Source organism: Streptomyces sp. NPDC051578, assembly GCF_044454045.1.
Taxonomy (GTDB): domain Bacteria; phylum Actinomycetota; class Actinomycetes; order Streptomycetales; family Streptomycetaceae; genus Streptomyces.
In genome coordinates, this window is record NZ_JBITDH010000001.1 from 1,249,994 (window position 1) to 1,275,373 (window position 25,380).

The window sequence follows — 25,380 nt, forward strand, 5'->3', positions numbered from 1 at the left end:
CACTGCGTTACTGCTGCACTGCGCTGGGCTACCAGGACTCGAACCTAGAATAAGGGAACCAGAAACCCTCGTGTTGCCAATTACACTATAGCCCATAGTGGTCTAGACCAAGCTAGACATAGTACCCCCGACCGGATTCGAACCGGCGCTACCGCCTTGAGAGGGCGGCGTGCTAGGCCGCTACACAACGGGGGCCCTAGCGATCCTGCATCAAGACGTCCGGGAGCTACCCAGTGGAGGTCTTGCGGGAAGGATCTGTACCCCCGACCGGATTCGAACCGGCGCTACCGCCTTGAGAGGGCGGCGTGCTAGGCCGCTACACAACGGGGGCAAGCACTGCGTTACTGCTGCACTGCGCTGGGCTACCAGGACTCGAACCTAGAATAAGGGAACCAGAAACCCTCGTGTTGCCAATTACACTATAGCCCACCAAAATGCAAGCCCCTGGGGGACTTTCATTCGGTTAGCGCCTCCGTCCGGCCTTCCGGCCCGCTCGGGCGGCGCAGAAAGAACATTACCGGATGCCTGACCGTGCTCCAAAACGGGTATCGGCGGCCACGAGTGCGGGGAGCTGGGCAAGACCGGAGATCCGGTGCACTCCTTCGGGCGCCGGTCCGGGCGCGCCGTTCCGGTCGAGCCACACGGCGACGAGGCCCGCGTCCCGCGCTCCGCGGGCGTCGATCTCCGGCTGGTCACCGACGTACACCACCTCCTGCGGCGGCAGCCCGAGCGCCTCGCAGGCTCCGAGGAAGGCGGCGGCGTCCGGCTTGCTGACGCCGAGCTCGGCGGCGCAGACCAGTACGTCGAAGCGCTCGCGCAGCCCGAGCCGGCGCAGCTTGGGGTCCTGGTTGGCGGTGGAGGAGTTGGAGAGCACCCCGTGCCGGTAATCGCGGGCCAGGGCGTCCAGCACCGGCAGCACGTCCGGGAAGAGCGCCCAGGCCGCCTGGTAGTGCACGACGTACCGGTCGAACCAGCCCTCGGCCTCGGCGTCGCTCATCTCCGGGACGTCCAGGAAGTCGCGCACCCGGTCCCGGCGCTGGGCCCGGAAGGTCGTCTCACCGGCGGCGAAGCGCGCCCAGTGCCGTTCGGTCGCGGCGCGCCACAGCGCGAGGGCCGCCGCCGGGGACCCGTAGCGTTCCGCCAGCCCGTCCTCGGCCAGGTGCCGCGCGAGACCGGCGGTGTCGGCACCGGTGTAGTCGAACAGGGTGTCGTCGACGTCCCACAAGAACGCGCGGATCGGCATGCCGCCGACATTACGCCGCACAGCCGCCCCGCGAGGGCGCGACGCAGAAGTCCGTCACCTGCGTTCCGGCGACGCCGAAGGGGCGGCCGCGCGGAGGCGGCCGCCCCTTCGGGGGGTGGTGCGGGTCAGGCGGCGAGCTTGGCCAGGGCCGCGTCGATCCGGGTCAGCGAGCGGTCCTTGCCCAGGATCTGGAGGGACTCGAAGAGCGGCAGTCCGACGGTGCGGCCGGTGACGGCGACGCGGACCGGGGCCTGGGCCTTGCCCAGCTTGAGGCCGTGGGCCTCACCGGCGGTCAGCACGGCCTGCTTGAGGGCCTCCGGGTCGCTCCAGTCGGCCGTCTCCAGGTGGGCGCGGACAGTGGTCAGCAGGGCCGCGGGCTCGCCCTTCATCGCCTTGTCCCAGGACGCCTGGTCCTCGACCGGCTCGCGGCGGAAGAGGAAGTCGACGTTCGCCGTGATGTCCGACAGGACCGTCACGCGGGTCTGGGCGTAGGGCGCGATGGCCTCCCACGCCTGCGCGTCGAAGTCCTGCGGCTCCCAGTTGGCGTGCGGCGCACGCAGCCACGGGGTGCACGCGTCGGCGAAGGCCTTCGGGTCCATCCTGCGGATGTGGTCGGCGTTGATCGCCTCGGCCTTCTTGAGGTCGAAGCGGGCCGGGTTGGCGTTGACGTCCGGGATGTCGAACTTCGCCACCATCTCCTCGATGGTGAAGATGTCCTGGTCCTTGGAGAACGACCAGCCGAGGAGCGAGAGGTAGTTCAGCAGGCCCTCGGGGAGGAAGCCGCGCTCGCGGTACAGGTTGAGCGAGGACTCCGGGTCGCGCTTGGAGAGCTTCTTGTTCCCCTCGCCCATGACGTACGGCAGGTGGCCGAACTCGGGGACGCCGGTGGCGATGCCCAGCTCCATCAGCGCCTTGTACAGCGCGATCTGGCGCGGGGTGGAGGACAGCAGGTCCTCGCCGCGCAGCACGTGCGTGATCTGCATCAGCGCGTCGTCGACCGGGTTGACGAGCGTGTACAGCGGAGCGCCGTTGGCCCGCAGGATGCCGAAGTCCGGGACGTTCTCCGGAGTGAAGGTCAGCTCGCCGCGGACCAGGTCGGTGAAGGTGATCGGCTCGTCGGGCATCCGGAAGCGGACGATCGACAGACGCCCCTCGGCCTGGTAGGCGGCCACCTGCTCGGCGCTCAGGTCGCGGCAGTGGCCGTCGTAGCCGGAGGGCTTGCCGGCCGCGCGGGCCGCGTTGCGGCGCTCCTCCAGCTCCTCGGTCGTGCAGTAGCAGTCGTAGGCGTAGCCGCCGTCCCGCAGGCGCTGGGCGACGTCCGCGTAGATGTCCATCCGCTGCGACTGGCGGTAGGGGGCGTGCGGGCCGCCGACCTCGGGGCCCTCGTCCCAGGTGAAGCCCAGCCAGCGCAGCGAGTCGAGCAGCTGGTGGTAGGACTCCTCGGAGTCGCGGGCCGCGTCGGTGTCCTCGATGCGGAAGACGAACGTACCGCCGTGGTGGCGGGCGAACGCCCAGTTGAAGAGGGCGGTCCGGACCAGGCCCACGTGGGGGTTGCCGGTCGGGGAGGGACAGAAACGTACGCGGACGTTCGCGTTAGCCACGCTTGATCACCTTGTTGGTGAGAGTGCCGATGCCTTCGATGGTGACGGCGACCTCGTCGCCGACGTTGAGGGGGCCGACTCCGGCCGGGGTCCCCGTGAGGATGACGTCGCCCGGGAGCAGCGTCATGGCCTCGGTGATGTGCACGATGAGGTCCTCGATCGATCGGACCATGTCGCTGGTGCGGCCGAGCTGGCGCTGTTCGCCGTTGACGGTGCACTGGATGGTCAGGTCGGACGGGTCGAGGTCGGTCTCGATCCAGGGGCCCAGGGGGCAGGAGCTGTCGAAGCCCTTGGCGCGGGCCCACTGCTTCTCGCGCTGCTGGACGTCGCGCGCGGTGACGTCGTTGGCGCAGGTGTAGCCGAGGATCACGTCCTTGACGCGCTCCTTGGGGACCTCCCGGCACATCCGGCCGATGACCACGGCGAGCTCCGCCTCGTGGTGGAGGTCCTGGGAGAAGGAGGGGTACGTGATGGGGTCGCCCGGGCCGACCACTGAGGTGGAGGGCTTGAAGAAGGTGATGGGCGTCTCGGGGACCGCGTTCCCGAGCTCCGCCGCGTGCTCCGCGTAGTTGCGGCCGATGGCCACGACCTTGTTCGGGAGCACGGGCGGCAGCAGCCGGACCTTGTTCAGCGGGACCTTGGTGCCCGAGAGTTCGAAGTCGGCGAACGGGATGCCCTTGATGATGTCGAGGACGAGCTCGCCTTCGGCGCCGGGGGCAGTGCTGCCCTCGACCGCGCCGAACGCGACGTTGCCGTCGATCGAGAACCTGGCGATGCGCACCTGTTGCGTCTGCCCCTCTGTATTGCGCCACGTGTTTCCGCAGGCCGGAGTCTGCGGACTCCAGGCTAACGCGGCGGGCGGGGGCGCTTCGCGTCCTTCGGAGCGGGTCCTACTGCGCGGCGGCGGCGACGGGCGCGTCCATCAGGACGGTGCGGCGGGGGTTCGCGGTCTGCGCGGGGAGGTCGACGGAGTGCTCCGCGGCCGCGGCCGGCTGCAGTTCCTCGGCGTCCTGGAGGTGCGCCAGGGTGGTGCGGCGGGGGTTGGCTATGTTGCGGAACATCAGAGTCGTCTTCTGCGCGTTCATGGGAGTTCTGGGCCCTCGGCTCGCTCGTCGGTGTGGTGGTTGTCGGATGCGCCAACCCTGCAAAGGGAAAGGCTAAACATCTGAATCCCCCACGGAACCGGGAAGTAATGGCCACAGCTGTGTGAGTTTCCTCACCAGTGACCGGGCATTACGGGCATAACAGGCAGTCAACTGGGCACCGCGAAACGGACATTGCGCCATTGAACGCTTCATTCCGCTCCTGATCATCTCGACTGGGACACCTTGACAGCCACGGTGTTTGGTCGGCGTAAGTCCGGTTTAACCCGAAAGGGGTTCCACGTCGCGTAACGCGCCTGTCACAAGCCGTCACCGGCTCGCCGGGGCGGCGCGCGCACCTTGTTGGAGATCCCCCACTGTGCTGGAATTCGCGGGACCGCCGCGGGAATCAGCCGGCGCGCAGGTGGCGCGACTCAGCGCCGAGCGCGGCGGCAAGGAGAGGGAGACGCGCCGGTCACCGACGACCACCATGGGGCCGTCAGTGCCCCACGACTCGACACCGTCCCACCGCTCCACCGGCGGGACGCCTGGTCCAGAGGTTGCGACGCTAGTGCAGGGACGATTCAAGAGGGATGGCAAGGGTTCTCCCCAGGCCCACGAGGGCCGAGGGGAAGCTGCGTCGGAGCAGGAGCCGCGCGGCGGGACCGACCGTGGCTCCTCGCCCCAGCACGCCCAGAACCGCGGGCCGGCTGTCGAAGGAGCGGGCCCCGATGCCGCCGGCCCCGTGAAGGGGAAGGCCAAGGGCCGGGCCAAGCCCAAGGGCACGGCGCGGACCAAGGGCAAGGGCGAGCCGGCTCCCGAGCAGGACGTGGCGATACCGAAGGCCCCCAGCGGGCCCGGCTCACGCCTCGCCATGCAGAACTGGCGCATCAGCACGCGACTGGTGTCGCTGCTGACCCTGCCCGTCGTCGCCGCCACCACGCTCGGCGGCTTCCGCATCAACGACTCGCTCAACGACATCGCGCAGCTGGAGCACATGCAGCTGCTGACGACGATGACCCGGCAGGCGACCAACCTGGCCGCCGCGCTCCAGGAGGAGCGCGACAAGTCGGCCGGTCCGCTGTCGGTCGACAGGTCGGGCAAGCCGAACTCCCTCGTCGAGGGCGTCCGCGACCAGACGGACGTCGCCAAGAAGGCCTTCGACGCCGCGACCGACAAGGTCGACAGCACGCAGGACAAGGACGAGACCCTCAAGTCCATCCGCAACAACATCCTGCAGATCGGCCGCCAGCTCACCGGCATCGAGGACATCCGCAAGAAGGCGTACCAGAGCAGCGCCCAGCAGACGGTCACCGAGTACAACGCGCTGATCGTCTCGCTGCTCTCGCTCTCGCAGGACATGGCCCAGGCCACCTCCAACCCGGAGATGATCAAGCGTACGCGTGCCCTGGCGGCGTTCTCCTCCGCCAAGGAGTACGCCTCCATCCAGCGCGCGATGATCGCCGCCTCGCTCCCCGAGAGCGGCGACCACCCGGGCCAGCTGTCCGAGAACGACCGCCTGTACGCGATGTCCGCGCTGCGCGGCGAGAGCCAGGCGAAGAAGACCTTCGAACTCGTCTACCAGGGCAAGCCCGAGGAACTCCTCGCGAGCCTCGGCGACGGCAACGCGGAGATCAGCAAGGCGGACCACTACACCCGCCGCGTGCTGTCCTCGCCGGGACAGTTCTCCAAGGAGCAGGAGTACCGCTCCTGGATGGACTGGTACGACTCCGACGGCACCAAGCTCACGGCGATGAAGGTCATCGAGCTCACCCTGCTCGAGGACATGGAGCAGAAGGCCCGCGAGCTCAAGAGCGAGTCGCAGCAGGACGCCATCATCAACGGTGCGCTGATCCTGCTCGTCCTCGGCGTCTCCCTCGTCGGCGCCTTCGTCATGGCCCGCTCCATGATCCGCTCGCTGCGCCGCCTCCAGGACACGGCGACCCGGGTCGCCCAGGACCGGCTGCCCGAGCTCGTCAAGCAGCTCTCCGAGACCGACCCGCAGGACGTCGACACCACGGTGGAGTCCGTCGGTCTGCACACCCGCGACGAGATCGGCCAGGTGGCCGCGGCCTTCGACGACGTGCACCGCGAGGCCGTCCGCCTCGCCGCCGAGCAGGCACTGCTGCGTGGCAACGTCAACGCGATGTTCACCAACCTCTCGCGCCGCTCGCAGGGTCTGATCCAGCGCCAGCTCTCGCTCATCTCCGAGCTGGAGTCGCGCGAGGCCGACCCGGACCAGCTGTCCTCGCTCTTCAAGCTCGACCACCTCGCGACCCGAATGCGCCGTAACGGCGAGAACCTCCTCGTCCTCGCGGGCGAGGAGCCGGGCCGCCGGTGGACCCGCCCCGTCCCGCTCGTCGACGTGCTCCGCGCCGCGGCGTCCGAGGTGGAGCAGTACGAGCGCATCGAGCTGTCGTCGGTGCCCGGCACCGACGTCGCCGGCCGCGTCGTCAACGACCTCGTGCACCTGCTGGCCGAGCTGCTGGAGAACGCCACCTCGTTCTCCTCCCCGCAGACCAAGGTCAAGGTCACCGGTCACGCCCTGCCGGACGGCCGGGTGCTCGTCGAGATCCACGACACCGGTATCGGCCTCTCCCCCGAGGACCTCGCGGCGATCAACGAGCGGCTCGCGTCGCCGCCCACCGTGGACGTCTCCGTCTCCCGCCGCATGGGCCTCTTCGTGGTCGGCCGCCTGTCCCTGCGACACGGCATCCGGATCCAGCTGCGCCCCTCCGACTCGGGCGGTACCACCGCGCTCGTCATGCTGCCGGTGGACGTCGCCCAGGGCGGCAAGAAGCCCGCACCGATGCCGGGCCAGGGCGGCCAGGGCGGTCCCGGTTCCGGTTCTCCCCAGGGCGGTCCGGGCGGTTCCGCGGGCCAGGGTCCCGTCGGCGGCACGGGCGCGCGTCCCCCCGTGGGCGCCGGTCCGCAGCGCGGTCAGGTCCCCGCCGCCGGGCAGCGTGCCGCGCTGCCCGGGCGGGACGGTTCCGCCGGTCCGCAGGCGCGGCCCCAGGGCCAGGGTCCCGGCCCGCAGGGCGGCCCGACGGCGCGTCCGCAGGCCGGTCCCGGTGCCCCGGCGGGTCAGGGCGCGGGCGGTTTCGCCCCCGGTGCCCCGCTCCCGGGCCGGGTCCCGAACGGAGGCCCGACGGGCGGAGCGCCCGGCGGTGCCCAGTCCCGGCCCGGTACCCGTCCCGCCGGCGGTCCGCAGCAGCGGCCCGGTGCCGGTCCCTCCGCCTTCCCGCAGGGCAACGGCTTCGAGCGGCCGCAGCAGCAGCCCGCTCCGGCCACCGCCCAGGGCCAGGGCCAGGGCCAGGGCCAGGCTCCCGTCCAGCGCAAGCGGCCGCAGCTGCCGCCGCGCGGCGGCGCCCCGCGTCCGGAGCTCCCGGGTGCGGGTACCGCGCCCGGAGGGGCTCCGCAGAGCACCAGCTGGGGCGCGGGCCAGGGCGGCCACGACGTCCCGCGGGGGCACGACGAGCTGTCGGGCCCCGGTGCGACGGCCGAGTTCCCCCGGCCGGACTTCAACGCCCCGGCCCCGCGTGCCACCGGCGGCAGCGCCGCGGGCAGCACCACCGGGCAGTTCGAGCGCCCCGACGTGCGCGGTCCCCTGGACCCGTCTGCCACCGGGCAGTTCGAGCGCCCCGGGGACTTCCAGGCACCTCGCGGCGGCGGTCCCGGCGTGGGCGGCTACAACGGCCGCCAGGTCCCGGCTCCCCAGACCGGCGGCTACTCGGCGCCGCGTCCGCAGCCGGAGGCGCTGCCGCCGGCCCCGGGTCCGGGTGAGGCCCGCAGCCCCATCTTCGACACGCTGGAGTCGAACTGGGCCCGCCAGGACGGCGGTCCCTCCGTACCCCAGCAGCCGCAGCAGCAGTTCCAGCAGCAGGCTCCCGCCGCGCCGGCTCACCAGCAGCCGCTCCCCCAGCGCGGTCAGGAGCCCGCGGCCGACCAGACGGCGACCGGCGCGGTGCCGACCGTCAGCTGGCGGTCCTCGCCCAACGACGAGCTGATGCGGCAGGCCGAGCGGGTGCGCCAGCCGGCCGCCGGCGGCATCACCACCTCGGGCCTGCCCAAGCGGGTGCCGCGGGCGAACCTCGTGGCCGGCACCGCCCAGCAGCAGGCCGAGTCCCAGACCGGCCCGCAGGTCTCGCGCGCCCCGGACGACGTCCGCGGCCGCCTCACCAACCTCCGACGCGGTATCCAGCAGGGGCGCCAGGCCGGCACCACCGGCCCCGCGACCGGCAGTTACCAGATCGACCCCACTTACCAGCAGGAGCGATAGTTGAGTTCGATGAGCCAGGCGGCACAGAACCTGAACTGGTTGATCACCAACTTCGTGGACAACACCCCCGGGGTGTCCCACACGGTGGTGGTCTCCGCCGACGGACTCCTTCTGGCGATGTCGGAAGGTTTCCCCCGTGACCGGGCCGATCAGTTGGCGGCCGTGGCCTCCGGCCTGACCTCGCTGACCGCCGGGGCCTCCCGCATCTTCGAGGGCGGCGCCGTCAACCAGACCGTGGTGGAGATGGACCGGGGGTTCCTCTTCCTCATGTCCGTCTCCGACGGGTCCTCGCTGGCCGTACTGGCGCACCCCGAGTGCGACATCGGCCTCGTGGGCTACGAGATGGCCCTCCTCGTGGACCGGGCCGGCAGCGTCCTCACCCCGGAACTGCGCTCGGAACTCCAGGGCAGCCTGCTCGGCTGACCGCGACCCTCCCGGCCGGACGGTACTTCCGGCCGGGGGACCGGGGCTCCCGCCCCGCAACCAAGTACCACCGCCAGGCCGTCATACCGTCCCCCCCACCGGCCGCCCCGTGAGACGGCACGCTGACCACTGCTGTCCAGCCCGGAGGATCAATGACCCCGCCCCCCGCCTACCCGGACTCGTACGGAGACTCGTACTCGGAAGGCGACCAGCCGCTGGTACGTCCGTACGCGATGACCGGCGGCCGGACCCGGCCCCGCTACCAGCTCGCCATAGAGGCGCTGGTCAGCACCACGGCCGATCCGATGCACCTGTCCGGCCTGCTGCCGGAGCACCAGCGCATCTGCACCCTGTGCCGTGAGGTGAAGTCGGTCGCGGAGGTCTCCGCACTGCTGTCGATGCCGCTCGGTGTCGCCCGGATCCTCGTCGCCGACCTGGCCGAGGCCGGAATGGTGGCCATCCACCAGCCGGGCAATGGAGAGGCCGGCGGAACGCCGGATGTAACGCTGCTCGAGAGGGTTCTCAGTGGACTTCGCAAGATCTGACGGCGGAGCGGCTCCTCGCTCCACCACCTCCGCGAAGATCGTGGTGGCGGGCGGCTTCGGCGTCGGCAAGACCACGTTCGTCGGCGCGGTCTCCGAGATCAATCCGCTGCGTACCGAGGCCGTGATGACGTCCGCGAGCGCGGGCATCGACGACCTGACCCACACCGGGGACAAGACGACCACCACGGTCGCCATGGACTTCGGCCGCATCACCTTGGACCAGGACCTGATCCTGTACCTCTTCGGTACCCCGGGACAGGACCGCTTCTGGTTCATGTGGGACGACCTCGTGCGCGGCGCCATCGGCGCGATCGTCCTGGTCGACACCCGCCGTCTGGCCGACTGCTTCCCCGCGGTCGACTACTTCGAGAACAGCGGGCTGCCGTTCGTGGTGGCCCTCAACGGTTTCGAGGGGCACCAGCCGTACACCCCGGAGGAAGTCCGCGAGGCCCTGCAGATCGGCCCGGACGCCCCCATCATCACCACCGACGCCCGCCACCGCGCGGACGCCAAGAGCGCGCTCATCACGCTCGTGGAGCACGCGTTGATGGCGCGGCTCAAGTAGCGCCGCTCGCATGTCGGTTCCGAGGGAGGGCGGGTTGTGTCATAGAACACGGCCCGCCCTCCTCGTTCATAACGTTTCGACAGACAATTGGCGCCAGTTGGGCACAGGGTGCGTTCACGCGGTACCGCTGTGCTCACAACTGGCCCGGCTTTTGCCGCAGGTCGCTCTTTATGTCCGATTTATACGTGACATAAGGTTGTCGGAATGGCTGATTCCAAGTGTTTGGAACAGGACCGTCAACCGTGCTGGAATTCAACGAACTAGCTAGTAGCACCGCCGAGAGGTTGTTGGACGAGTGAGGCGAAGCAACGCGAGCCCCGGGGTCGAACCCGCGCGGGGCAACTTCACCCCGCCGCCGCGAGCGGCCGCGTCGCACGTCGACGTGCCCGTGGAGCCACCCGCCGCCAAGGGCAGCAGCAGCAAGTTCGCCCCGCGCAACTGGCGTGTGCCGACCAAGCTGAACGCCATCCTCCTCGTGCCCGTCCTCGTCGGACTGGTCATGGGCGGGTTCCAGGTGAAGGGCTCGGTCGACAGCTGGAACGAGGCCAAGGACGCCGAGAAGACCGCCCGCATCGTCCAGGCGGCGGCCGAGTACGGACAGGCCCTCCTCAACGAGCGTGACCTCACGGCCGAGCCGCTCCTCAAGGGCGACCGCAACAGCCCGATCGTGCAGAAGGCGTACGCGGCCACGGACGCGGCCAAGGAGAAGTTCGCCGAGGCCTCCAAGGACCTCCCGAAGAACCAGGGTCTGGAGCACCGCCTGGCACTCTTCCACCAGGAGGAGCCAAAGCTGGAGCAGGTCCGCAAGACGGCCTACACGGCTCCGGAGACGCCGAAGAAGGCGCTCCCCAACTCGGCGGGCCCCATCCCGACCGAAGAGGGCTACGTGCTGGTCCAGCACTACCTCATGACGTTCTCCAACGAACTGGGCCTGGGCACCGGCAACGTCACCAGCTACGGCCGCATGGTCTACGCCGTCGAGCTGGCCAAGGCCGCCAACTCGCTCCAGCGGTCGGTGGGTACGCACCTGCTGGTCCGCCCGAACGAGAACGAGGACACCCGCAAGGGCCAGCTCGTCGCCTTCTCCTCCTACGCCTACCTCGAAGAGATCGCCATCGGCGAGTACGTCGCCGCCGGCACCGATGCGGACACCAACCGCCTCAAAGAGGTCATGGCGGAGAAGTCCAAGGACGGCGCCGCCAAGCTGACCGCCGCCAAGCTGGCGGCCGAGCAGGCCGGAACCCCCTTCAAGGCCCCGCCCGTCGTCAACGGCTCCGCCCTCACCGGCATGACCGAGGCGATAGCCAGCGGCGTCGGCAAGGACAAGCTCGCCGCCGCCGGCACCACCGCCCCCGCCTGGCAGGCCGCGGCCACCGCCAAGTTCGACGGCTACGCCGAGATCGAGAAGGAACTGCTCGGCAAGGCCGTCCAGGACTCCGTCGCGCTCTCCGACTCCGCCCGCAACGACGCCATCATCACCGGTGCCGCCGTGGTCGTGGCCCTGCTCGCCGCCTTCATCCTGGCCGGCATGATGGCCCGCCAGATGAGCCGGTCGATGCGCCGCCTGCGCAGCGCCGCCTTCGACGTCGCCGAGCAGCGCCTGCCGACGCTCGTCGACCAGCTCTCGCGCACCGACCCCGGCAAGGTCGACACCCGCGTGACGCCGATCCCGATCGACTCCCAGGATGAGATCGGCGAGGTCGCCCGCGCCTTCGACCAGGTCCACCGGGAAGCGGTCCGGCTCGCCGCCGAGCAGGCGCTCCTGCGAGGGAACGTCAACGCGATCTTCACGAACCTCTCCATGCGCAACCAGTCGCTGATCGAGGGCCAGCTGACCCTCATCACCGACCTGGAGAACAACGAGGCCGACCCGGACCAGCTGGAGAACCTCTTCCGGCTGGACCACCTGGCCACCCGTATGCGCCGCAACGGCGAGAACCTCCTCATCCTCGCGGGTGAGGAGCCCGGCCGCCGCTGGGACCAGCCGGTGCCCCTCGTCGACGTGCTGCGCGCCGCCTCCTCCGAGGTGGAGCAGTACGAGCGCATCGAGCTCTCGGGCGTCTCCGAGGCGGAGATCCACGGCCAGGCCGTCACCGACCTCGTGCACCTGCTCGCCGAGCTGCTGGAGAACGCGACCACGTTCTCCTCCCCCCAGACCAAGGTCCGCGTCAACGCCACGCGCCTGCCCGACGGCCGCGTCATGGTGGAGATCCACGACAAGGGCATCGGCCTCACCGCCGAGGACTTCGCGGACATCAACCACAAGCTGGCGAACCCGCCGACCGTGGACGCCGCGATCTCGCAGCGCATGGGTCTGTTCGTGGTCGGCCGGCTGGCGGACCGCCACGGCATCCGCGTCCAGCTGCGTCCCTCGGGCGAAGCGGCCGGCACGACCTCGCTGGTCATGCTCCCCGACGCCATCACCCACGGTGGCGGTGGCGAGGGCATACCGGACGACGACTTCACGGTCTCCTCGATCATCCCGGAGCAGCAGGCCCAGTCGGCCCCGCCGCTGCGCACGGCCGCCGAGCTCGGTTTCGACGACTCGCGCTACGACGCCCAGGGCGACGGCGAGGAGCGCCCGCTCGACCCGGTCGGGCGGTCCCTGACCCAGCAGGAGCGCCGGGCCGCGCTGGCGGCCCAGGTGGGCTACCCGCAGGAGCAGGACCAGGACCAGCAGTCCGGGCATGCCGCGCAGGAGTATCCGGAGCCGCAGCCCGAGCACGGCTACCAGGAGTACCAGGGCTACGAGCAGCAGTCCGAGCAGGGCTACGAATCCTCGTACGACGCTTCGGGCACCGAGCAGTCCTACGAGGCCTACCCGCAGCAGAACTACGCGTATCCGGAAGCGGAATACCAGGACCAGGGTCAGGGCGCCCAGTCCTACGACGACGGCTACGGATCTCAGTCCCAGCAGGCGGAGTGGCCCGAACAGAACACCTACTCGGGCGCCTACCAGCAGGATTACGGGACCGAATCGGAATCCCAGGCCGCTCCCGAAGCGGCTCCGGACCGCGTAGGCTTCGATCGTCCGGGCGCCGCTGCCGACACCGGCCACCACATGACCGGGGCCGGCCTGCCGCGCCGCGGCAGCCAGCAGTGGCAGTCGGGACAGCAGAAAGCGGAGTCCACCGGATCCCTCTTCGAGCAGCGGCCGCAGCGTCAGCAGCAGCCGGCCGGCGCGGAGCTGGAGCCGGAGGAGACGGCGGGCAGCGCAGCGTGGCGTTCGAACAACGACGAGCGCTGGCAGCAGGCCGCCAAGCTCCGTGAGCCGAAGGCGGGCGGGGTCACCCCGTCCGGTCTCCCTCGGCGGGTGCCCAAGGCCAACCTGGTCGAGGGCGCTGCGGAGACGACCCCGCAGGGCGGCCCCCAGGTCTCCCGCGCCCCGGAGGACGTCCGCGGCAGGTTGAGCAACCTGCGGCGGGGTGTCCAGCAGGGACGCAGCGCGGGTTCCGAGCAGTCAAGTAACAGCTATGACCAGGAGCGTTAGTGTGAGCCCGATGAGCCAGGCGGCACAGAACCTGAACTGGTTGATCACCAACTTCGTGGACAACACCCCCGGGGTGTCCCACACGGTGGTGGTCTCCGCCGACGGCCTTCTTCTGGCGATGTCCGACGGATTCCCGCGCGACCGCGCCGATCAGCTGGCGGCCGTGGCCTCCGGTCTGACCTCGCTGACCGCCGGGGCCTCCCGCATCTTCGAGGGCGGCGCCGTCAACCAGACCGTGGTGGAGATGGACCGGGGATTCCTGTTCCTCATGTCCGTCTCCGACGGTTCGTCGCTCGCGGTGCTCGCGCACCCCGAGTGCGACATCGGCCTCGTGGGCTACGAGATGGCCCTCCTTGTGGACCGAGCCGGCAGTGTCCTCACCCCGGAACTGCGTTCGGAGCTGCAGGGAAGTCTTCTCAACTAGCAAACAGGCAGTGCGTTTCGCGTCATCGCACCATAGGGTGCGGTGGCGCGGTTCTACAGGGAGTACTGCGTTCTTGGAGCAGGAGGAGGAAGCGTGACAACACCCGGAGGACATCCTTATGGCGGCGCGCAGCAGCCGCAGGGTGGGCACGACCAGAACCGCTTCAACTTCCCCTCCGCGCCCAGCCGGCCCGTGCCGGAGCACAACCCCTACCAGCAGCAGCCGTACGGGCAGCAGCCCCAACAGCCGCAGCAGCCGCAGCAGCCGCAGGCTCCTCACCGGCTTCCGCAGCAGGAGCCGCGGGCCTCGCGTCCGCAGGCCCCCAAGGCGCACAACCCCCTGGTGCGTCCGTACGCGATGACCGGCGGCCGTACCCGGCCGCGCTACCAGCTCGCCATCGAGGCGCTGGTCAGTACCACGGCCGATCCCGCTCGGCTGCAAGGGCAGTTGCCCGAGCACCAGCGCATCTGCCGTCTGTGCCAGGAGATCAAATCCGTCGCGGAGATCTCGGCACTCCTCTCCATTCCTCTTGGTGTCGCCCGCATCCTCGTCGCCGACCTGGCAGAGGCGGGCCTTGTCGCCATTCATCAGCCCGGCGGCGACGAGTCTGCCGGCGGCCAGCCAGATGTGACACTGCTCGAAAGGGTGCTCAGTGGACTTCGCAAGCTCTAACGGCGGAGCGGCTCGCTCCACCACCTCCGCGAAGATCGTGGTGGCGGGCGGCTTCGGCGTGGGCAAGACCACGTTCGTCGGCGCGGTCTCCGAGATCAATCCGCTGCGTACCGAAGCCGTCATGACCAGCGCTTCCGCCGGTATCGACGACCTGACCCACACCGGGGACAAGACGACCACCACGGTCGCCATGGACTTCGGCCGCATCACCTTGGACCAGGACCTGATCCTGTACCTCTTCGGTACCCCGGGACAGGACCGCTTCTGGTTCATGTGGGACGACCTCGTGCGCGGCGCCATCGGCGCCGTGGTGCTGGTCGACACCCGCCGCCTCGCGGACTGCTTCCCCGCGGTCGACTACTTCGAGAACAGCGGCCTGCCGTTCGTCATCGCCCTCAACGGCTTCGACGGCCACCAGCCGTACACCCCGGAGGAAGTCCGCGAGGCCCTGCAGATCGGCCCGGACGCCCCCATCATCACCACCGACGCCCGCCACCGCGGCGACGCGAAGAGCGCGCTCATCACCCTGGTCGAGCACGCCCTGATGGCCCGCCTGCGCTAGCCGGCCGGACCGGCCGGTACGAAAGGGCCCCCGCACTCCGGGAGGAGTGCGGGGGCCCTTTCGTCGTGGTGCCGCCGGTGCTCGCGGTCCTAGCCGCGCCAGCTGTGGGCGGAGCGGAAGCCGGGGCTGCGCTCCAGACGGCGCCAGCGGGCCTGGGAGCCGATGCGGTGCACCGGGGCGGCCGCGGGGGTGGCGGCGGCGCGGGCGAGCAGGATGGCGGTGATCGCGGCCAGCTCCTCGGGCTCGGCGTGGCCCTTCTCGACCTTGAGCAGCGTGTCTGCGGTGACGCTCATGGGTGGCAGGTCTCCTTCGCTCTTACTGAGGCGGGTTGCCGTGCTTGCGGGACGGCAGATCGGCGTGCTTGGTGCGGAGCATGGCCAGCGCGCTGACGAGGACCTCACGGGTCTCGGCGGGGTCGATGACGTCGTCCACGAGACCACGTTCGGCCGCGTAGTACGGGTGCATCAGTTCGGCCTTGTACTCCTTGACCATGCGGGCGCGCATGGCCTCGGGGTCCTCGGCGTCCGCGATCTGCTTGCGGAAGATGACGTTGGCCGCGCCCTCGGCACCCATCACGGCGATCTCGTTGGTCGGCCAGGCGTAGGTGAGGTCGGCGCCGATGGACTGGGAGTCCATGACGATGTACGCGCCGCCGTACGCCTTGCGCAGGATCAGCGAGATCCGCGGGACGGTGGCGTTGCAGTACGCGTACAGCAGCTTGGCGCCGTGGCGGATGATGCCGCCGTGTTCCTGGTCGACGCCCGGCAGGAAGCCGGGGACGTCGAGCAGGGTGACGATCGGGATGTTGAAGGCGTCGCACATCTGGACGAAGCGGGCCGCCTTCTCGGAGGCCTCGATGTCCAGGACGCCGGCCAGGTGGCCGGGCTGGTTGGCGACGATGCCGACGACCTGGCCGTCCAGCCGCGCGAGCGCGCAGATGATGTTGCGGGCCCAGCGCTCGTGGACTTCGAGGACGTCGCCGTCGTCGACGAGCTCCTCGATGACCTTGAGCATGTCGTAGGGCCGGTTGCCGTCGGCGGGCACCAGGTCCAGCAGCACGTCGGAGCGGCGGTCGGCCGGGTCGGAGGTCGGGTGGAGCGGCGGGTTCTCGCGGTTGTTGGAGGGCAGCATCGTGATGAGGTAGCGGACCTCGGAGATGCAGGTCTCCTCGTCGTCGTACGCGAAGTGCGCGACGCCCGAGGTCTCGGCGTGCACGTCGGCGCCGCCGAGCCCGTTCTGGGTGATCTCCTCGCCGGTCACCGCGCGGACCACGTCCGGGCCGGTGATGAACATCTGCGAGGTCTCGCGGACCATGAAGACGAAGTCCGTCAGGGCCGGGGAGTACGCGGCGCCGCCGGCGCAGGGGCCGAGCATGACCGAGATCTGCGGGATGACGCCGGAGGCCTTGGTGTTGCGCTGGAAGATGCCGCCGTAGCCCGCGAGGGCGGAGACGCCCTCCTGGATGCGGGCGCCCGCGCCGTCGTTGAGGGAGACCAGCGGGGCACCGGCCGCGATGGCCATGTCCATGATCTTGTGGATCTTCGTGGCGTGGGCCTCGCCCAGGGCGCCGCCGAAGATCCGGAAGTCGTGCGCGTAGACGAAGACCGTGCGGCCCTCGACGGTGCCCCAGCCGGTGATGACACCGTCGGTGTAGGGCTTCTTGCCTTCCAGGCCGAAGCCGCTCGCCCGATGGCGGCGCAGCTGCTCGACCTCCTTGAAGGAACCCTCGTCGAGCAGCAGCGCGATGCGCTCGCGCGCGGTCAGCTTGCCCTTGGCGTGCTGTGCCTCGGTCGCCCGGTCACTGGGGCCGCGCCGCGCCTGCTCCCTGAGGGAGTGCAGTTCGGCCACGCGCCCGCGGGCGTCCGTCGGCTCGCTCGGAGTCTGGTCCACAACGGTCATGTACCGACCTTACGAAGTGACGGGCCGAAAACCCTCCGTTGGTTCCGCACAGTCTCGGGAGCGATCCGCTGTCCGGCCCGGACAGAACCGCCCGAAGATGCGCGGACTCCACCAGACGAGGGGTTCGGCCGTTGTGGAGATCCTATAAATCACCCCAGTGGAGGCAGAGAGGTTGAAATTTGAACGGAATGGGCCTAGCGTCGATGTCGTTGAAGCTTAAACAAAACTTGACCGCCGACGGGACCGCCGGCGCAGTCGTCCCCAAAGGAGCGATCATGGGCATCTTCACCCGACGCAGCAGCCAGAACACCGCCACCGCGGCCGCCCCCGCGGCAGCCGTCGCCACGCTGGACGTGGACCCGGCGCTCGCGGCCCTCACCGGTGACTACACCATCGACGCGGCGCACAGCAGCATCGGCTTCACCGTCCGGCACGCCATGGTCACCAACGTCCGCGGCGCCTTCACCGACCACGAGGGCCTCCTGCACCTGGACGGCACCGACCCGGCCCGCTCGACGGCCACCATCGACGTGAAGACCGCCTCCGTGGACACCGGCATCGCCGACCGCGACGGCCACCTGCGCGGCGCCGACTTCTTCGACGCCGAGACCTTCCCGCTGATGAGCTTCCGCTCCACCGGGGCGGCCGCGCTCGGCGGCGACACGTACCGCATCACGGGCGACCTGACGATCAAGGACGTCACCCGCCCGCTCTCGATCGACCTGGAGTTCAACGGCTCCGCCACCGACGTCTACGGCAACCAGCGCGTCGGCTTCGAGGGCTCCGCGCAGATCCTGCGCTCCGACTGGGGCCTGACGTGGAACGCCGCACTGGAGGCCGGCGGCGTGATGGTCAGCGACAAGGTGAAGCTGACCTTCGACATCTCGGCCGTCAAGCAGGCCTGACGCCCTCGACGGGCCTGCGGCCGGACCCCCGGGGGCGGCTAGAAGCCGCCCCCGCCGTCGAACCCGCCACCGCCCCCGTCGAACCCGCCGCCCCCGTCGAAGCCGCCGCCGAAGTCGCCCGGGTTGAAGTCGGCCCCCGACACGTCGCCTCCGTCGAACCCGCCCGCCCCGCCGAAGTCGGAGGCGTACGCGGGACCGGACATCATCGAACCGAGCATCGTGCCCACGAGCAGCCCGGGCAGGATGCCCCCGCCGAAGTACCCGCCGGCCCAGGGGCCGTACGCCGGGCCCGCGTCGTAGTAGGGCCGCGGCCCGTAGTCGGTGTCGACGGTGCGCACCGCCGGGTCCAGGCCGTCGCGCAGCCGCACGGCGTCAGCCGTGCAGACGGGCACGGTACGGGCCGTCCCGCCGGCCGGGGCCCAGGTCGCGTCCTCGGTGCTCGGGCCGTGCCGCGGGTCGAAGAAGCAGGGCGTCCGGCGCTCGGGCAGCGGCTTGCCCTGACGGCGCGCGTCGAGGCGGGCCAGCGCGAAGCGGCCGTCCTCCAGCGCCTGCGTGACTCCCCGCACCTCCTCCGGGTGACGGACCTGCGCCATGATCTGCTTGGCCTTCTCGTACGCGTCCAGGGCCTGCCCGTAGTCCGCGCGCATGGCGTCGTCGGCGCCGGGCTCGCCGGGCTGGAAGTCCAGCCGGTCGAGTTCCTCGCCGAAGGCGGTGATGTCCTCGTCCACGACCACGCCGAGGCGGGCGATCGCCTCGCGGCGCTCCTCTTCCTTCTTCTTCCGGTTGCGCCGGACCAGCGCGTAGGCGCCGCCGCCGCCGATCACGGCCACCGCGCCCAGCGTGACCAGGCCGCCGACCGGGGTGCCGTCGTCCGCGCCCGTGTCTCCCCAGGAGGCCGGGGCCCTGCCCCGGGTCTGGGTGAGGGCCTGGTCGACGAAGTTGTTCAGCTCGGTGACCGCGTCGACCGGGCCGCCCGCCTTCACGGCGTCGGTGAGGTTGCGTACGGCGACCCGCGGCATGACCGAGGCGTCCGCCCCGGCGTCGAAGCCGTTGCCGAGGCGGATCGCGTACAGCCCCGTGATGCCCGTCTGCGCGCGGACGGCACTCAGCAGCCCCTGGGGCGGGAACTCGCCGGTGGCCGGCAGGACCGCGACGAAGACCGGCTTCCCGGCCTTCTCGATCTTCCGGGCCAGCGCGTCGGCCTGCGCCTTCGGCAGCTGTGCCTCGGCGCGGGGGTCGACGTAGACCGGGCCCTTCTTGAGGGCCTGCGCGACGGCTGCGGTTCCGGTGGCGGCGGACGCCTGCGGTACGCCCATGAAGGCGACCGAGAACAGTGCCAGCAGCAGACCGGACAATACGGATATAAGCCTGGTCCTCATGGTCACGACGCTACCCGAACCGGGCTCGTCCCGTGTGAACCGGAGATAAGGACCCGCCGGGAGGACCGCCGGGCGGCGGGAGGGGCCCCTCCCCACCGGCGGCTACTCGGCCGGTTCGACTCCCGCGCGCAGGAGGCCGTAGGTGAAGGCGTCCTCCAGGGCCTGCCAGGAGGCCGCGATCACGTTCGGGGCGACGCCGACGGTGGACCACTCGCGGGCGCCGTCCGTCGTGGAGATCAGCACCCGGGTCGTGGACTCCGTGCCGTGCTTGCCCTCCAGGATGCGGACCTTGTAGTCCACCAGCTCGAACTTGGCCAGCTGCGGGTAGAACCGCTCCAGCGCCACCCGCAGCGCTCGGTCGAGCGCGTTGACGGGGCCGTTGCCCTCGGCCGTCGCGACGATCCGCTCCCCCTTGGCCCACAGCTTGACGGTGGCCTCGTTGGCGTGGGTGCCGTCCGGGCGGTCCTCGACGATCGCCCTCCAGGATTCGACCCGGAAGTACTTGCGGGCCCGGCCCTCGGCCTCGGCGCGCAGCAGCAGCTCGAAGGAGGCGTCGGCCGCCTCGTACGTGTAGCCCTGGAGTTCGCGCTCCTTGACCCGCTCCACGACCCGGGAGATCAGCGCCCGGTCGCCGCCGAGGTCGACGCCGAGTTCCTTGCCCTTGAGCTCGATGGAGGCGCGGCCGGCCATGTCGGAGACCAGCATCCGCATGGTGTTGCCGACGCGCTCGGGGTCGATGTGCTGGTAGAGGTCGGGGTCGACCTTGATGGCGGAGGCGTGCAGGCCGGCCTTGTGCGCGAAGGCGGAGACGCCCACGTACGGCTGGTGCGTGGAGGGCGTGAGGTTGACGACCTCGGCGATGGCGTGCGAGATCCGGGTCATCTCGGCCAGCGCGCCCTCGGGCAGCACCCGCCGCCCGTACTTGATCTCCAGCGCGGCGACGACCGGGAACAGGTTGGCGTTGCCGACGCGCTCGCCGTAGCCGTTGGCGGTGCACTGGACGTGGGTGGCGCCCGCGTCGACGGCGGCCAGCGTGTTGGCGACCGCGCAGCCGGTGTCGTCCTGGGCGTGGATGCCCAGGCGCGCGCCGGTGTCGGCGAGGACGGTGGCGACGGTGGCGGTGATCTGGGCGGGGAGCATGCCGCCGTTGGTGTCGCAGAGGATGACGACATCGGCGCCGGCCTCGTGGGCGGTGCGTACGACGGACTTCGCGTACTCGGCGTTGGCGCGGTAGCCGTCGAAGAAGTGCTCGCAGTCGACGAACACCCGGCGGCCCTGCGCGACCAGGTGCGAGACGGTGTCGCGGACCATCTCCAGGTTCTCGTCCAAGGTGGTGCGCAGCGCGAGTTCGACGTGCCGGTCGTGGGACTTCGCGACCAGGGTGATCACCGGTGCGCCGGACTCCAGCAGCGCGCGGACCTGCGGGTCCGTGGCGGCGGAGCCGCCGGCCCGGCGGGTGGCGCCGAAGGCGACGAGCTTGGCGTGCTTGAAATCGATCTCGGCGCGGGCGCGGGCGAAGAACTCCGTGTCGCGGGGGTTGGCGCCGGGCCAGCCGCCCTCGATGAACCCCACCCCGAAGTCGTCCAGGTGCCGGGCGATCGTCAGCTTGTCCGCGACCGTGAGGTTGATGCCCTCACGCTGGGCGCCGTCGCGCAGGGTGGTGTCGAAGACGTGGAAGCCGTCGTCGAGGGCCTCTGCCGGCGCTGCCGCCTCTGTCGTCGTCATGCTGGTCTGACTCCTGTCGGATGAGTGGTTCCGGAGACCGGGGATCCACTGCCCCCATCATCGCGCGCCGCCGGTTCCCGGCAGGAATGGGCCGGGAAACGAAAAGACCCCTCGCGGGTGCGAGAGGTCTGCGCGCGGGTCTGGGGCACGGTGGCCGCGTTCCCGTGGTGGTTCCACGGCTCAGCGGTCACTGCGGACCGGCGCGCTGCTGGCGATAATCATGAGCTGAGCAGGCACGTCCGCAGTGTGTCACAGCGGTCCGTGCGCGCGGACCGACGTCTCACTATGCGAGCGGTCCGCCTCCTGGATCAGGCGGGCGGCGCCGCGAGCGTCTCGTCCACGAATTCGGTCACGTGGTCGAGGATGTCGCCCCGCCCTATTCCGGGCAGGCCGACGGCGACCTGGATGCTGAACCCGTCGAGCAGGGCCCGCATCCGGGCCGCGAAGCGGTCCGCGTCCACGGGGCGGAACTCGCCCCGCGAGATGCCCTCGGCGAGCAGGGCCACGAGGTCGCGGTGCCAGGCGCCCTCGATGGCGGCCTGCCGTTCGCGTTCGCGGGGACCCGCGTCCTGCGAACGGTTCCAGACCTCCAGCCACAGGGTCCAGTGCGGGTCCCGGGCGCCGTCGGGGACGTAGAGGTCCACGTAGGCGGCCAGCCGTTCGCGCGCCGGGCCGCGGCGGGAGAGCAGGGCCCGCCGCTCGGCGCCGAGCGCGGCCTCGCTCCACTCCAGCGTCTGGAGCAGCAGTTCGTCCTTGCTGCCGAAGTAGTAGAGGAGGTGGCCGCTGCTCATGCCGACCTGGCGGCCCAGACCGGCCATGGTGAGGCCGTCCAGGCCGCGTTCGGCGATCGTGGCCATGGCGGCGACGAGTACGTCCTCGCGCGGCGGGGCGTTCTTCCGCGCCGGTCGTACTCCACCCGCCGCCATGGGCCTCTCCTCACATCGGTCCGACCGCCCGGGTCAGACCTTCGGCTGCTGCTGGGTGATGCAGTGGATACCGCCACCCCCGGCGAAAATCGTACGTGCGTCGACGAGGGTCACGGTCCGCCCGGGAAACAGACCGCGGAAGATTTCCGCCGCCTCCTCGTCGCGCGGGTCGTCGAAGGAGCACAGGACGACGCCGTCGTTGCACAGGTAGTGGTTGATGTACGAGTAGTCGACCCACTCGCCGTCCTCCTCCAGCACGGTCGGCGCCGGGATCTCCACGACCTCCAGCTGCCGGCCCCGGGCGTCGGTGGAGGCGCGCAGGATGGCGGCGATGGTCTTGCAGCGCTCGTGGTCCGGGTGGGCCGGGTCGGGCTGGCTGTGGACCATGACCACGCCGGGCCGCGCGAAGGCCGCCACGATGTCCACGTGGCCCTGGGTGCCGTAGGTGCCGTAGTCGCCGGCCAGGCCGTACGGCAGCCAGATCGCCTTGGTCGTGCCGAGGTGGGCGTGGATCTCCTCCTCGACCTGCTGGCGGGTCCAGCCGGGGTTGCGGCCCTCGCCGAGCTGCACGGTGTCGGTGAGGAGCACGGTGCCCTCGCCGTCGACGTGGATGGCGCCGCCCTCGTTGACCAGGGAGGTGCTGTACGTCCGGGTGCCGGTCAGGTCCGAGACGTGGCGGGCGATCTTCTCGTCGTGACCCCAGCGCGCCCACTCCTGGGCGCCCCAGCCGTTGAAGGTCCAGTCGACGGCGGCCAGCTCGCCGGCGTCGTTGGTGACGAAGGTCGGGCCGATGTCCCGCATCCAGGCGTCGTCGAGCTCCCGCTCCACGATCTGTACGTCGTCGCCGACTATCGCGCGGGCGCTCTCGGCGTCACCGGGCGCGACGACCAGCGTCACGGGCTCGTACGAGCGAACCGCGCGGGCCACGGCGCCCCAGGCCTCGCGGGCCTCGGCGAGCTCCTGCTCGTTGGTGAAGGTGGGGTTGGGGCTGGGCCAGGCCATCCAGGTGCGTTCGTGGGGCGTCCACTCGGCGGGCATCCGGAATCCGTCGGCGGCGGGCTTCGTCATGAGGGGGTCCTTAAGGGGCTGTGCCGGCTCGGGGCTGTGCCGGCTCGGGGCTGTGCCGGCTCGGGGCTGTGCCGGCTCGGGGCTGTGCCGGCTTACAAGAAGTACAGGCGGTTGAGGGAGACCGAATCGGCCGCTTCGGAGCGCAGCGGGTCACCGTCGAGCGTGACGAGACCACTGCGCGCGTCCACATCGACCGCGCCCACCCGGGAGTTGAGCAGGAGGTTGCCGGGGCCGATGCCGCGGGTGCCGCGTACGGCCACCCGGCGCCTGCGCGTGGGCATCAGGTCGGATCCGAGCGCCGCGGCCGCGGCGGAGACGAAGGCGACGGAGATGTCGGCGGCCGTGGCCCCGTACGCGCCGAACTGCGGCCCCAGGACGAGGGGTTCACAGGTGTCGGTGGCTGCGTTGGGGTCACCGGTGACCCCGTACGCCGGGAAGCCGGACTTCAGGACCAGCTGGGGCTTGGCACCGAAGAACTGCGGGCGCCACAGCACGATGTCGGCGAGCTTGCCGACCTCGATGGAGCCGATCTCGTGCGCCAGGCCGTGGGCGATGGCCGGGTTGATGGTCAGCTTGGCCATGTAGCGCAGCACGCGGGCGTTGTCGTCGCCCTCGCCGTCGCCCTCCATGGGGCCCAGCTCGCCCTTCATCTTGGCGGCCATGGCGAAGGTGCGCCGGATGGTCTCGCCCGCGCGGCCCATGCCCTGGGCGTCGGAGGAGGTGATGCCGATCGCGCCGAGGTCGTGCAGCACGTCCTCGGCGCCCATCGTCCCGGCGCGGATCCGGTCGCGGGCCATGGCCGCGTCGCCCGGGAGGTCCGGCTTGAGGTCGTGGACGGAGACGATCATGCCGTAGTGCTCGGCGACCGCGTCCCGGCCGAAGGGCAGGGTGGGGTTGGTGGAGGAGCCGATGACGTTCGGCACGCCCGCCATCTTGAGCACGTTGGGGACGTGTCCGCCGCCGCAGCCCTCGATGTGGAAGGCATGGATGGTGCGGCCGTCCAGGACGCGCAGGGTGTCCTCGACGGAAAGGCATTCGTTGAGGCCGTCGCTGTGCAGGGCGACCTGGACGTCGTGCTCCTCGGCCACGCGCAGGGCGGTGTCCAGGGCGCGGGTGTGGGCGCCCATGTCCTCGTGGACCTTGAACCCGCTCGCGCCGCCCTCGGCCAGCGCCTCGACGAGGGGCGCGGCGTCGGAGGAGGAGCCGCGGGCGAGGAAGCCGATGTTGACGGGCCAGGCGTCGAAGGCGTTGAAGGCGTGCTTGAGGGCCCACGGAGAGTTGACGCCCACACCCCAGACGGGGCCGAACTCCTGGCCGATGACGGTGGTGACACCGGCGGCGAGCGAGGCCTCCATGATCCGCGGGGAGAGCAGGTGGACGTGGGTGTCCACGGCTCCGGCGGTGGCGATCAGGCCCTCGCCGGAGACGATCGAGGTACCGGTGCCGACGACGACGTCCACACCGTCGAGGGTGTCGGGGTTGCCGGCCCGGCCGATCGCGTGGATGCGGCCCTCGCGGATGCCGACGGAGACCTTGCGGATGCCGAGGACGGCGTCGATGACCAGCACGTTGCTGATCACGACGTCACAGGTCTCGCGGACGGCGGCGGCCTTGAGGTGCAGGCCGTCGCGGGCGGTCTTGCCGAAACCGGCCAGGAACTCGTCGCCCGGCTTCTGCGCGTCGTGCTCGACCCGGACGGTCAGGCCCGAGTCGCCGAGCCGGACCCGGTCGCCGGCGCGGGGGCCGAAGACGGAGGCGTACTCGTGCGGGTCGATGTGCCGGCTGCCCGGCGCGCAGTGGTCGCTGTGGGGGGTCTGGCGGCTCATGCCGGGTTCCCTTCCGGGCGCGGGCTGTCGGTGTCGGTGGAGGGCGCTCCGGCGGCTCCGGGTCCCTGCGCTTGCGCGCCCAGGTACCCGCAGGCCGCCGCCCTGGCCAGCGCCTGCGCCTTGGCGCCCGGGGCGTCCAGCGGGCCGTCGACCAGCCCGGCGAAGCCGATCGCGATGCGGTCGCCGCCGATCGGGACCAGGCCGACCTCGCCCTCGCCGTGCGGGTCGAAGCGGACGGAGGAGCCCGCCGGGACGCACAGCCGCATCCCGTAGGCCGCGGCGCGGTCGAAGTCCAGGCGCGGGTTCGCCTCGAAGAAGTGGAAGTGGGAGGTGACGCTCACCGGCACGGGGGCCGTGTTGCGCACCCTCAGGTGCAAGGCCGGCTCCGGCTGGGGCGCGCCCGGGCCGGGCACGACCGCGCCGGGCGCGTCGTCGCCGAGGCCCACCGCGCCGCGGATCGGCGAGGAGACCACCGCGAGGCGGGATCCGTCGTCGAAGACCGCCTCCACGTGGACCTCCGTGACCACGTCGGACACGCCGGGCAGTACGTCGTCGGGGCCGAGCACGCTCCGCGCCTCCTCGATGGCCTCGGCCAGCCGCTTGCCGTCGCGGGCCGCCTCGCAGACCGTGTCCGCGATCAGCGCGGTGGCTTCCGGGACGTTGAGCCGCAAGCCGCGGGCCCGGCGGGCCCTGGCCAGTTCAGCGGCGCCGCGCAGCAGCAGCCGGTCGCGCTCCGTAGGGGTCAGCCGCACGCCGATCCACCACC

General features: G+C 70.9%; 21 protein-coding genes and 4 tRNA genes. 9 read left to right on the top strand and 16 right to left on the bottom strand.

What is annotated here, in order from left to right; translation table 11 throughout:
- Nucleotides 1-23 precede the first annotated feature (23 nt).
- From ACIA6C_RS05590 to ACIA6C_RS05625, 8 genes are all read right to left on the bottom strand, one after another.
- Nucleotides 24-95 (bottom strand) — tRNA-Gln (locus tag ACIA6C_RS05590).
- A 27-nt stretch (nucleotides 96-122) separates the two neighbouring features.
- A tRNA-Glu gene (locus ACIA6C_RS05595) sits at nucleotides 123-195 on the bottom strand.
- Nucleotides 196-258: 63 nt separating this feature from the next.
- Nucleotides 259-331 (bottom strand) — tRNA-Glu (locus ACIA6C_RS05600).
- Between the two features lie 26 nt (nucleotides 332-357).
- Nucleotides 358-429, bottom strand: a tRNA-Gln gene (locus ACIA6C_RS05605).
- Between the two features lie 85 nt (nucleotides 430-514).
- A complete protein-coding gene (locus ACIA6C_RS05610; RefSeq protein WP_399273112.1) occupies nucleotides 515-1,243 on the bottom strand; it encodes an HAD family hydrolase in 729 nt (242 codons plus the stop codon).
- A 125-nt stretch (nucleotides 1,244-1,368) separates the two neighbouring features.
- Nucleotides 1,369-2,844, bottom strand: coding sequence for a glutamate--tRNA ligase (gene gltX / locus ACIA6C_RS05615; RefSeq protein ID WP_366083363.1), 1,476 nt, complete (start codon nucleotides 2,842-2,844; stop codon nucleotides 1,369-1,371).
- A complete protein-coding gene (locus tag ACIA6C_RS05620; protein ID WP_361128162.1) occupies nucleotides 2,837-3,625 on the bottom strand; it encodes a fumarylacetoacetate hydrolase family protein in 789 nt (262 codons plus the stop codon). The genes gltX and ACIA6C_RS05620 overlap by 8 nt, the downstream gene beginning before the upstream one ends.
- Before the next feature lie 109 nt (nucleotides 3,626-3,734).
- Entirely contained in the window at nucleotides 3,735-3,929 is a 195-nt protein-coding gene (locus ACIA6C_RS05625; protein WP_361128165.1) for a hypothetical protein, read from the bottom strand.
- Nucleotides 3,930-4,497: 568 nt separating this feature from the next.
- On the opposite strand from ACIA6C_RS05625, the gene ACIA6C_RS05630 reads away from it, so the two are divergent.
- The 8 genes from ACIA6C_RS05630 to ACIA6C_RS05665 all read left to right on the top strand — a co-directional run bounded on the left by ACIA6C_RS05630 (nucleotide 4,498) and on the right by ACIA6C_RS05665 (nucleotide 14,886).
- Nucleotides 4,498-8,205, top strand: coding sequence for a nitrate- and nitrite sensing domain-containing protein (locus ACIA6C_RS05630; RefSeq protein ID WP_399273115.1), 3,708 nt, complete (start codon nucleotides 4,498-4,500; stop codon nucleotides 8,203-8,205).
- A 9-nt stretch (nucleotides 8,206-8,214) separates the two neighbouring features.
- Nucleotides 8,215-8,628, top strand: coding sequence for a roadblock/LC7 domain-containing protein (locus ACIA6C_RS05635; RefSeq protein WP_306432442.1), 414 nt, complete (start codon nucleotides 8,215-8,217; stop codon nucleotides 8,626-8,628).
- A gap of 152 nt (nucleotides 8,629-8,780) precedes the next feature.
- The gene (locus tag ACIA6C_RS05640) at nucleotides 8,781-9,173 is read left to right on the top strand and encodes a DUF742 domain-containing protein (protein WP_136214587.1); all 393 of its coding nucleotides are present in this window, start codon (nucleotides 8,781-8,783) and stop codon (nucleotides 9,171-9,173) included.
- A complete protein-coding gene (locus tag ACIA6C_RS05645; RefSeq protein WP_136214586.1) occupies nucleotides 9,154-9,738 on the top strand; it encodes an ATP/GTP-binding protein in 585 nt (194 codons plus the stop codon). Before ACIA6C_RS05640 ends, ACIA6C_RS05645 begins: the two co-directional genes overlap by 20 nt.
- Before the next feature lie 295 nt (nucleotides 9,739-10,033).
- The gene (locus ACIA6C_RS05650) at nucleotides 10,034-13,228 is read left to right on the top strand and encodes a nitrate- and nitrite sensing domain-containing protein (protein WP_399273118.1); all 3,195 of its coding nucleotides are present in this window, start codon (nucleotides 10,034-10,036) and stop codon (nucleotides 13,226-13,228) included.
- Between the two features lie 10 nt (nucleotides 13,229-13,238).
- Nucleotides 13,239-13,652 carry a roadblock/LC7 domain-containing protein gene (locus ACIA6C_RS05655; protein ID WP_008739857.1) on the top strand — a complete coding sequence of 138 codons (414 nt, stop codon included), beginning with the start codon at nucleotides 13,239-13,241 and terminating at the stop codon, nucleotides 13,650-13,652.
- A 93-nt stretch (nucleotides 13,653-13,745) separates the two neighbouring features.
- Nucleotides 13,746-14,324: a DUF742 domain-containing protein gene (locus ACIA6C_RS05660; RefSeq protein WP_361128175.1), complete on the top strand. Its 579-nt coding sequence runs from the start codon at nucleotides 13,746-13,748 to the stop codon at nucleotides 14,322-14,324.
- Complete coding sequence (locus ACIA6C_RS05665) at nucleotides 14,305-14,886, top strand: ATP/GTP-binding protein (protein ID WP_079429940.1); 582 nt, start codon at nucleotides 14,305-14,307, stop codon at nucleotides 14,884-14,886. Before ACIA6C_RS05660 ends, ACIA6C_RS05665 begins: the two co-directional genes overlap by 20 nt.
- A gap of 89 nt (nucleotides 14,887-14,975) precedes the next feature.
- Here the strand turns inward: ACIA6C_RS05665 and ACIA6C_RS05670 are convergent, their stop codons facing one another.
- Both ACIA6C_RS05670 and ACIA6C_RS05675 read right to left on the bottom strand, forming a co-directional pair.
- Nucleotides 14,976-15,179, bottom strand: coding sequence for an acyl-CoA carboxylase subunit epsilon (locus ACIA6C_RS05670; protein ID WP_190186906.1), 204 nt, complete (start codon nucleotides 15,177-15,179; stop codon nucleotides 14,976-14,978).
- A gap of 22 nt (nucleotides 15,180-15,201) precedes the next feature.
- The gene (locus ACIA6C_RS05675) at nucleotides 15,202-16,785 is read right to left on the bottom strand and encodes an acyl-CoA carboxylase subunit beta (protein WP_361128179.1); all 1,584 of its coding nucleotides are present in this window, start codon (nucleotides 16,783-16,785) and stop codon (nucleotides 15,202-15,204) included.
- A gap of 275 nt (nucleotides 16,786-17,060) precedes the next feature.
- On the opposite strand from ACIA6C_RS05675, the gene ACIA6C_RS05680 reads away from it, so the two are divergent.
- Nucleotides 17,061-17,690 (top strand): YceI family protein, encoded by a 630-nt coding sequence (locus tag ACIA6C_RS05680; protein ID WP_399273122.1) that lies wholly within the window; start codon nucleotides 17,061-17,063, stop codon nucleotides 17,688-17,690.
- A gap of 38 nt (nucleotides 17,691-17,728) precedes the next feature.
- Here the strand turns inward: ACIA6C_RS05680 and ACIA6C_RS05685 are convergent, their stop codons facing one another.
- The 6 genes from ACIA6C_RS05685 to ureA form a co-directional block, all read right to left on the bottom strand.
- A complete protein-coding gene (locus tag ACIA6C_RS05685; protein WP_399273124.1) occupies nucleotides 17,729-19,069 on the bottom strand; it encodes a hypothetical protein in 1,341 nt (446 codons plus the stop codon).
- A gap of 102 nt (nucleotides 19,070-19,171) precedes the next feature.
- Complete coding sequence (cimA, locus tag ACIA6C_RS05690) at nucleotides 19,172-20,794, bottom strand: citramalate synthase (protein ID WP_361128188.1); 1,623 nt, start codon at nucleotides 20,792-20,794, stop codon at nucleotides 19,172-19,174.
- A 308-nt stretch (nucleotides 20,795-21,102) separates the two neighbouring features.
- On the bottom strand, nucleotides 21,103-21,720 hold the full coding sequence (locus ACIA6C_RS05695; protein ID WP_366082140.1) for a TetR/AcrR family transcriptional regulator: 618 nt from the start codon (nucleotides 21,718-21,720) through the stop codon (nucleotides 21,103-21,105).
- A gap of 33 nt (nucleotides 21,721-21,753) precedes the next feature.
- On the bottom strand, nucleotides 21,754-22,788 hold the full coding sequence (locus ACIA6C_RS05700) for an agmatine deiminase family protein (protein ID WP_361128194.1): 1,035 nt from the start codon (nucleotides 22,786-22,788) through the stop codon (nucleotides 21,754-21,756).
- Between the two features lie 92 nt (nucleotides 22,789-22,880).
- Complete coding sequence (locus tag ACIA6C_RS05705) at nucleotides 22,881-24,614, bottom strand: urease subunit alpha (protein ID WP_399273127.1); 1,734 nt, start codon at nucleotides 24,612-24,614, stop codon at nucleotides 22,881-22,883.
- Nucleotides 24,611-25,366 carry an urease subunit gamma gene (ureA, locus tag ACIA6C_RS05710; RefSeq protein WP_399273129.1) on the bottom strand — a complete coding sequence of 252 codons (756 nt, stop codon included), beginning with the start codon at nucleotides 25,364-25,366 and terminating at the stop codon, nucleotides 24,611-24,613. Before ureA ends, ACIA6C_RS05705 begins: the two co-directional genes overlap by 4 nt.
- Nucleotides 25,367-25,380 lie beyond the last annotated feature (14 nt).

Coding starts and splice junctions, on each gene's coding strand:
- ACIA6C_RS05655 (WP_008739857.1), top strand. CDS start 13,239: ATGAGCCAGGCGGCACAGAACCTGAACTGGTTGATCACCAACTTCGTG.
- ACIA6C_RS05625 (WP_361128165.1), bottom strand. CDS start 3,929: ATGAACGCGCAGAAGACGACTCTGATGTTCCGCAACATAGCCAACCCC.
- ACIA6C_RS05670 (WP_190186906.1), bottom strand. CDS start 15,179: ATGAGCGTCACCGCAGACACGCTGCTCAAGGTCGAGAAGGGCCACGCC.
- ACIA6C_RS05695 (WP_366082140.1), bottom strand. CDS start 21,720: ATGGCGGCGGGTGGAGTACGACCGGCGCGGAAGAACGCCCCGCCGCGC.
- ACIA6C_RS05685 (WP_399273124.1), bottom strand. CDS start 19,069: ATGAGGACCAGGCTTATATCCGTATTGTCCGGTCTGCTGCTGGCACTG.
- ACIA6C_RS05705 (WP_399273127.1), bottom strand. CDS start 24,614: ATGAGCCGCCAGACCCCCCACAGCGACCACTGCGCGCCGGGCAGCCGG.
- cimA (WP_361128188.1), bottom strand. CDS start 20,794: ATGACGACGACAGAGGCGGCAGCGCCGGCAGAGGCCCTCGACGACGGC.
- ACIA6C_RS05675 (WP_361128179.1), bottom strand. CDS start 16,785: ATGACCGTTGTGGACCAGACTCCGAGCGAGCCGACGGACGCCCGCGGG.
- ACIA6C_RS05680 (WP_399273122.1), top strand. CDS start 17,061: ATGGGCATCTTCACCCGACGCAGCAGCCAGAACACCGCCACCGCGGCC.
- ACIA6C_RS05635 (WP_306432442.1), top strand. CDS start 8,215: ATGAGCCAGGCGGCACAGAACCTGAACTGGTTGATCACCAACTTCGTG.
- ACIA6C_RS05700 (WP_361128194.1), bottom strand. CDS start 22,788: ATGACGAAGCCCGCCGCCGACGGATTCCGGATGCCCGCCGAGTGGACG.
- ACIA6C_RS05640 (WP_136214587.1), top strand. CDS start 8,781: ATGACCCCGCCCCCCGCCTACCCGGACTCGTACGGAGACTCGTACTCG.
- ACIA6C_RS05610 (WP_399273112.1), bottom strand. CDS start 1,243: ATGCCGATCCGCGCGTTCTTGTGGGACGTCGACGACACCCTGTTCGAC.